This window comes from Pedobacter sp. 01N416 (assembly GCF_056399685.1).
On sequence record NZ_JBFTRT010000310.1, the window covers coordinates 1 to 5,670 of the forward strand.

Consider the following 5,670-nt stretch of genomic DNA (forward strand, 5'->3'; position numbering starts at 1 on the left):
CTCAGGTTCAGCATTTAAAAAACAAGCAACAACAGCTAATTCTGATGCTTATGCGAGTGGTACTGGCGTAGTTAACGGAAAAAAAACGCGCATTTACCATTTAATTCTTTCTTAAGATGAAAAGGATATTCGTATTGGCGCTGATGATTATCGGCGCCTATACAAATGGTTTTGCACAAGAACTATATGTATTTACCGAGCCTGCCAGTAATATGCCAACCAAATCGATCGGTGTAAGAATTACGAATGAAGGCATGTTCAACAATCCGGGTTTTGTAAGCAGAACTATTCCTGAAGTAATGATCGGATTCAACAAAAACCTGATGATGCATGCACAAGGTTTTTTATCTGATATGGATGGAAAGTACCGTTTAGAGGGTGGAAGTCTTTATGCCAAGTATCGGTTTTTATCATTAGATGAAACACATAGCCACTTTAGGGCAGCAGCTTTTGGGAGGGTAAGCACCAGCAAAAGGCCAACCTATACGAGGGATATTAATCTCGAAGGTGATAATAGCGGCATACAGGGTGGATTAATTTTCACGCAGCTTTTGCACAAACTGGCACTATCAACCACTTTGGGTTATGCACATGCTTTCGAAAACAGCGATAGGCAAATTGCCGGAGTGCCGCAGCCAAAAAATATGTTATCGTATAGTTTATCATCGGGTTACCTGGTTTTGCCTGTGGTTTACAAGGATTACAAGCAGCCAAACTTTAACATATATTTAGAGTTATTGGGAAAAACAGATCCAAGTAGCGGCCAATCTTACTTGGATATAGCCCCAGCCATACAGATGATTTTAAATAGCACAACCCGTATCGATTTGGGCTACCGTTTTCAGGCGACGGGAAATATGGATAACCGATATACCAAAAATATGTACCTGCTTAGGGCAGAATTTAATTTCTTTAACGTTTTAAAATAAATAACATGAAACCATCATGGTTTTTCAGATTAATTTTACCGAATTAAAACCATGATCGCTTCATCACCATTAAAAAAAATATACAACAGATGAAAAAAATATTAGGAATAGTTGCCATCATAACAATCGCAACAACAGCTTTAACTTATGCACAAAGCAAAACAGATGTAGCCTTAAATCAGGCGCTAACAGCTTATTACGATGTAAAAAATGCTTTAGCAACTGACAAAAAAGATTTAGCCATCGAAAAAGTAAAGATTTTATCGGCAAAAGTAAATGCAGTGAACCATAAAGATCTACCTGCCGATCAGCATAAAACATTTATGGAACAAGCRGCCATCATTAAAAGCAAAGCGGCGCAACTTGCAGGCTCTAACGACATTAAAACACAGAGAAAAGCTTTTGAAGGAATTTCTTATGCCATGATCAAAACCTTAAAGGGGCTAAAATTTAATAGTAAAACTGTTTACGTTCAACACTGTCCAATGGCTAAGGCAAGCTGGTTAAACGAAAAAGAGAACATCGAAAATCCTTATTATGGAAGTATGATGTTTGATTGCGGTGACGTTTCTGAAACCATAAAATCGAACTAATGAAGCTGCATATCAAAAACATGGTATGCAACCGTTGTAAAATGGTGGTTAAAGCTGAGCTGGAAAAGCTCGGCTTTAAACCATTATTGGTTGAACTTGGCGAGGTTACCTTGGCTGAAAACATTTCTCCGGAGGATAAAATCAAGATATCGGATAATTTGACTCATTTTGGGTTCGAATTACTTGAGGATAGGAAAACCCAGATTGCAGAGCAGATTAAAACCGCCATTATTAATCTGGTACACTATACCCAAGAGCCATTAAAAATCAATCTTTCTGCCTATCTCAGCAAGCTGTTAAAATTGGAATACACGAGCTTAAGCAGCATTTTTTCGGAGGTGGAAGACCAAACCATCGAGAAGTATTTCATTGCTCAAAAAATAGAAAAAGCAAAAGAGATGCTTACTTATGGCGAACTTACCTTGAGCGAAATTGCCTATCAATTGAACTACAGTAGTGTTGCACATTTATCGGCACAGTTTAAAAAAGTAACCGGAATTACACCCTCAGCTTATAAAGCAGCATCAATGGATAGCAGAAAAACACTAGATGAGGTTTGATGGAAGAGGTAAAATGGATGGCGGATTAGAGAATAGCCCATGGTCAATGGTTAAATAGATCATGGTTGATGGCCAAAAAACGTAAAGGCTATTGTCCATCAACCATACGGCCATAAAAACATTATCCATAAGCCAGTTGGTGGTTTTCAGTTAACAATTAACCAATTTAAACAGTTAACCGATTAACCCAGTGCTAATTTCTTACCATAAATCAAGACTAACCGACTGATTCTGTGCTAACTTTGCAGTTAAATAAATTTACTAGGTATGAAAAAATTATTCTTATTTCTGATCGCTGCCTCAATCAGTGTGGCATCATTTGCACAAACAAGCTGGAAAATAGATCCGATGCATTCATTTGTTAACTTTTCGGTTAAACACATGGGTATTTCTTTCGTTGACGGTTCTTTTAAAAAATTCGACGGAACGGTTACGGCCTCTAAACCAGATTTGACGGATGCTAAAATCAGCTTTAGCGTTGATGTAAACAGCATTACAACTGGAGTTGACATGAGAGACGGACACTTAAAAACTGACGATTTTTTTAATGTGGTGACTTACCCTACGATGAAGTTCGAAAGCACTTCTTTCAAAAAATTAAGTGGAAACAACTATGAGTTAAGTGGAAAGTTAACCATCCGTGATGTAACCAAAGATGTAAAATTTGCTGTAGTTTATGGTGGTACGGCTAAAGATCAACAAGGAAACACTAAAGCCGGATTTGGTGCTACAACGACCGTAAACCGTTTAGATTATAACATTAAATATGATCCAACTGGTGCCGGCGTTGCAAAAGATGTAGCCATTAAATTAAACCTTGAATTTGTTCAGGGGAAATAATTGAAGAGATCGTCATTTATTAATAATGATTCTGGCAAATATTTCACTATAAAATCTGTCACATTGAGCCTGTCGAAATGCATATAGGTGCTTCGACAAGCTCAGCATGACAAACACTGTATCATGTCTACACTATCTCAATTCAGAAGTTTTACTCAGCGCTTACCTCAAACCGAGCTGATGCCTGCACTTTTTATCGGTCACGGTTCACCCATGAACGGTATCGAAAATAATGAGTTTAGCCAGAGTTGGGCAGAACTGGCAAAAAACATTCCCATTCCAAAAGCAGTGTTGGTGGTATCGGCACACTGGTACACACACGGAACCTTCGTTACGGCTATGGATTTCCCGAGCACCATTCACGATTTTGGCGGTTTTCCACAGGCATTATTCGATGTACAATATCCGGCACCCGGCGATCCAAAACTGGCTGCAGAAATTCCGAATTTAATCCATTCTACTCCCGTTGGTTTAGACCATGACTGGGGTTTGGATCATGGCACCTGGACAGTGGTAAAACACATGTACCCAAATGCCGATATTCCAGTTTTACAATTAAGTATCGATTATACCAAATCGCCTGAACAGCATTACGAAATTGCCAAAGAAATTTATGCGCTCCGTAAAAAAGGGATATTGGTTTTGGGCAGCGGAAACATGGTACACAACCTCCGCATGTTAAGCTGGGAAATGATTAATGGTGGCGGTTATGATTGGGCAATTGAAATGAACGATAAGTTTAAAAATTTAATTGCCAACGGCGACCATAAACCTTTGATCAACTATCGTAACCTAGGTACCGATGCGATGTTGGCCATCCCTACCCCAGAGCATTATTTACCGCTCATTTATACCCTTGGAATGAAAAATGAGAAGGAAGAGGTTTCTTTCTTTAATGACAAAGCGGTTGGTGGTTCGTTAACCATGACTTCGGTTTTGGTGGGATAAAAATCACTGTCATGCTGAGGCACGAAGCATCTGCAGCCGATGACAACCAGCCCTTCACAGATAAGGATTCTTCACTGCGTTCAGAATGACAGCAATATAAAATTCTATAAAACTTTATGATTATTCTGTAACGCTTATGGCCCTATGAAGCGGTAAATTTGTATAAAGATTTTAATCATGACACACACCTATCAACTTACCGGCATGACTTGTGGCGGTTGCGAAAATAAAGTAAAAAGTAACCTGCTCGTTTTACCAGATGTAACTTCTGTTGAGGTTTCGAAAGATACCAATTCTGCCACCATTAGCATGGATAAACATATTGGCTTAGATATACTCCAACAAGCTTTGGGTGGCACAGACAGCAAATATCAAATTTCTGCCGCCCACCATATCGAAACACTTGAAGAAGCAAAATCGTGGGCCGAAACTTATAAACCCATTTTATTGATATTCGGATATGTTACCGCCATATCACTTGTGGTTTCGTGGCAATCTACGGGAATTAATTTCATGGTGTTCATGCGCATTTTTATGGCGGGTTTCTTCCTCACCTTCTCTTTCTTTAAAATGCTTAATCTGAAAGCTTTTGCCGAAAGTTATGCCATGTACGATATCGTAGCCAAAAAATTTGGTGCGTGGGGTTACATCTATGCTTTTATCGAACTTGGATTAGGCTTATCTTTTGCATTAAACCTATCACCCGTAGTTGTAAACTGGGCTACACTAATTGTAATGACGGTAAGCATCCTTGGTGTTTTGGAAAGTGTTTTAAACAAGAAAAAGATTCAGTGTGCCTGTTTAGGTGCGGTTTTTAACTTACCCATGAGTACCGTAACCATTGTTGAAGATGCTATTATGATTGCGATGAGTGCAGCGATGCTGATTTTGATGTAAACTATTGCCGCTTGTACCTAAACTCCGATTTTCGGCTTTTACCATTAAGCTCGCCTTCAATCCAGGCGAGTAAATCCTTTTTTCCCTGATTTTGGTAAACTATTCTCTGCGGAAAATCGTGTGTTTTATTTTCGAAAACATAGGTCTCATCTTTCGTAGTAATAAGTTTGAAACAAGTTTCTTTTCCTTCGTTCTGCCCTGTTACAGTTGAACAGTAAAAAGTATCTTTTCCAATCTTTTTGATCTTAAGGGTTTCGGTAAGCAAACTATCACCTTTGGCATTTATTCGATAGCTTTTGCCGCTGAGTGTTTTATCTGAATTTTGCACCCACTGCTCTATAATTTTTCCTTTTGGCGTTTGTATTTCCCATGAACCTAAAATGAAAGCAAAGGTTTTTGAAGGATTTTTTTGTGCATTAACATTAGTGCAAAACCCAATAAGGATTAAGGACATAAAAATTAAACGAATTCTTTTCATTTTGCTATCGTATTTGTAATATGTGCCAAATGATGTTTTCCATGCCAAGCGTACATACCCAACATGTTTGCTAATGTAAGTTCTTTTCCCTGAGCCGGGTGAATGTATTTTCGCTGATAATCTTCCTGTTTCAATGTTTTTAAAAAAGCAACCCAACGTTGGTGTAAAGCAGACAATAAATCAATAGATAATTTGATATTTCCATTTTTTGCTTCCCCCGTTTCGGCCCAGCGTTCTTCGTAATATGGCCTGATTATGGGAACATCTTCGGTAATGGCTTGTTTAAAACGGATATAAGCATTGATGTGGCTATCAGGAATATGGTGAACAACTTGCCTCAACGTCCAACCTTCGGGGCGATAAGTTTGGTTTAATTCTTTTTCAGTCAAATTTTCGGTAGCTTTCCTAAGCTGATTAGGCAAAGC

The 5,670-nt window shown here is 38.5% G+C and carries 8 protein-coding genes; 6 read left to right on the plus strand and 2 right to left on the minus strand.

Annotated features, from left to right (window positions below; genetic code table 11):
- Positions 1-116: 116 nt before the first annotated feature.
- From AC1DND_RS16970 to AC1DND_RS16995, 6 genes are all read left to right on the plus strand, one after another.
- Positions 117-929, plus strand: coding sequence for a transporter family protein (locus tag AC1DND_RS16970; RefSeq protein WP_477583381.1), 813 nt, complete (start codon positions 117-119; stop codon positions 927-929).
- Positions 930-1,018: 89 nt separating this feature from the next.
- On the plus strand, positions 1,019-1,522 hold the full coding sequence (locus AC1DND_RS16975; RefSeq protein WP_477583383.1) for a DUF3347 domain-containing protein: 504 nt from the start codon (positions 1,019-1,021) through the stop codon (positions 1,520-1,522).
- The gene (locus tag AC1DND_RS16980) at positions 1,522-2,082 is read left to right on the plus strand and encodes a helix-turn-helix domain-containing protein (protein ID WP_477583385.1); all 561 of its coding nucleotides are present in this window, start codon (positions 1,522-1,524) and stop codon (positions 2,080-2,082) included. Before AC1DND_RS16975 ends, AC1DND_RS16980 begins: the two co-directional genes overlap by 1 nt.
- A 267-nt stretch (positions 2,083-2,349) precedes the next feature.
- Positions 2,350-2,922: a YceI family protein gene (locus tag AC1DND_RS16985; protein ID WP_477583386.1), complete on the plus strand. Its 573-nt coding sequence runs from the start codon at positions 2,350-2,352 to the stop codon at positions 2,920-2,922.
- A gap of 123 nt (positions 2,923-3,045) precedes the next feature.
- Positions 3,046-3,870, plus strand: coding sequence for a 4,5-DOPA-extradiol-dioxygenase (gene ygiD / locus AC1DND_RS16990; RefSeq protein ID WP_477583388.1), 825 nt, complete (start codon positions 3,046-3,048; stop codon positions 3,868-3,870).
- Positions 3,871-4,047: 177 nt separating this feature from the next.
- Positions 4,048-4,767 (plus strand): heavy-metal-associated domain-containing protein, encoded by a 720-nt coding sequence (locus tag AC1DND_RS16995; RefSeq protein WP_477583389.1) that lies wholly within the window; start codon positions 4,048-4,050, stop codon positions 4,765-4,767.
- A gap of 1 nt (position 4,768) precedes the next feature.
- Here AC1DND_RS16995 and AC1DND_RS17000 read toward each other — a convergent pair whose 3' ends face one another.
- Positions 4,769-5,245, minus strand: coding sequence for a DUF6265 family protein (locus AC1DND_RS17000; protein ID WP_477583391.1), 477 nt, complete (start codon positions 5,243-5,245; stop codon positions 4,769-4,771).
- A partial coding sequence (locus AC1DND_RS17005) for a YfiT family bacillithiol transferase (protein WP_477583393.1) occupies positions 5,242-5,670 on the minus strand: 429 nt, incomplete at its 5' end. The genes AC1DND_RS17005 and AC1DND_RS17000, both read right to left, overlap by 4 nt.

What these genes read in the sequence shown, in the direction of transcription:
- AC1DND_RS16970 (WP_477583381.1), top strand. Translation starts at nt 117, where the DNA reads ATGAAAAGGATATTCGTATTGGCGCTGATGATTATCGGCGCCTATACA.
- AC1DND_RS16980 (WP_477583385.1), top strand. Translation starts at nt 1,522, where the DNA reads ATGAAGCTGCATATCAAAAACATGGTATGCAACCGTTGTAAAATGGTG.
- AC1DND_RS16985 (WP_477583386.1), top strand. Translation starts at nt 2,350, where the DNA reads ATGAAAAAATTATTCTTATTTCTGATCGCTGCCTCAATCAGTGTGGCA.
- ygiD (WP_477583388.1), top strand. Translation starts at nt 3,046, where the DNA reads ATGTCTACACTATCTCAATTCAGAAGTTTTACTCAGCGCTTACCTCAA.
- AC1DND_RS16995 (WP_477583389.1), top strand. Translation starts at nt 4,048, where the DNA reads ATGACACACACCTATCAACTTACCGGCATGACTTGTGGCGGTTGCGAA.
- AC1DND_RS17000 (WP_477583391.1), bottom strand. Translation starts at nt 5,245, where the DNA reads ATGAAAAGAATTCGTTTAATTTTTATGTCCTTAATCCTTATTGGGTTT.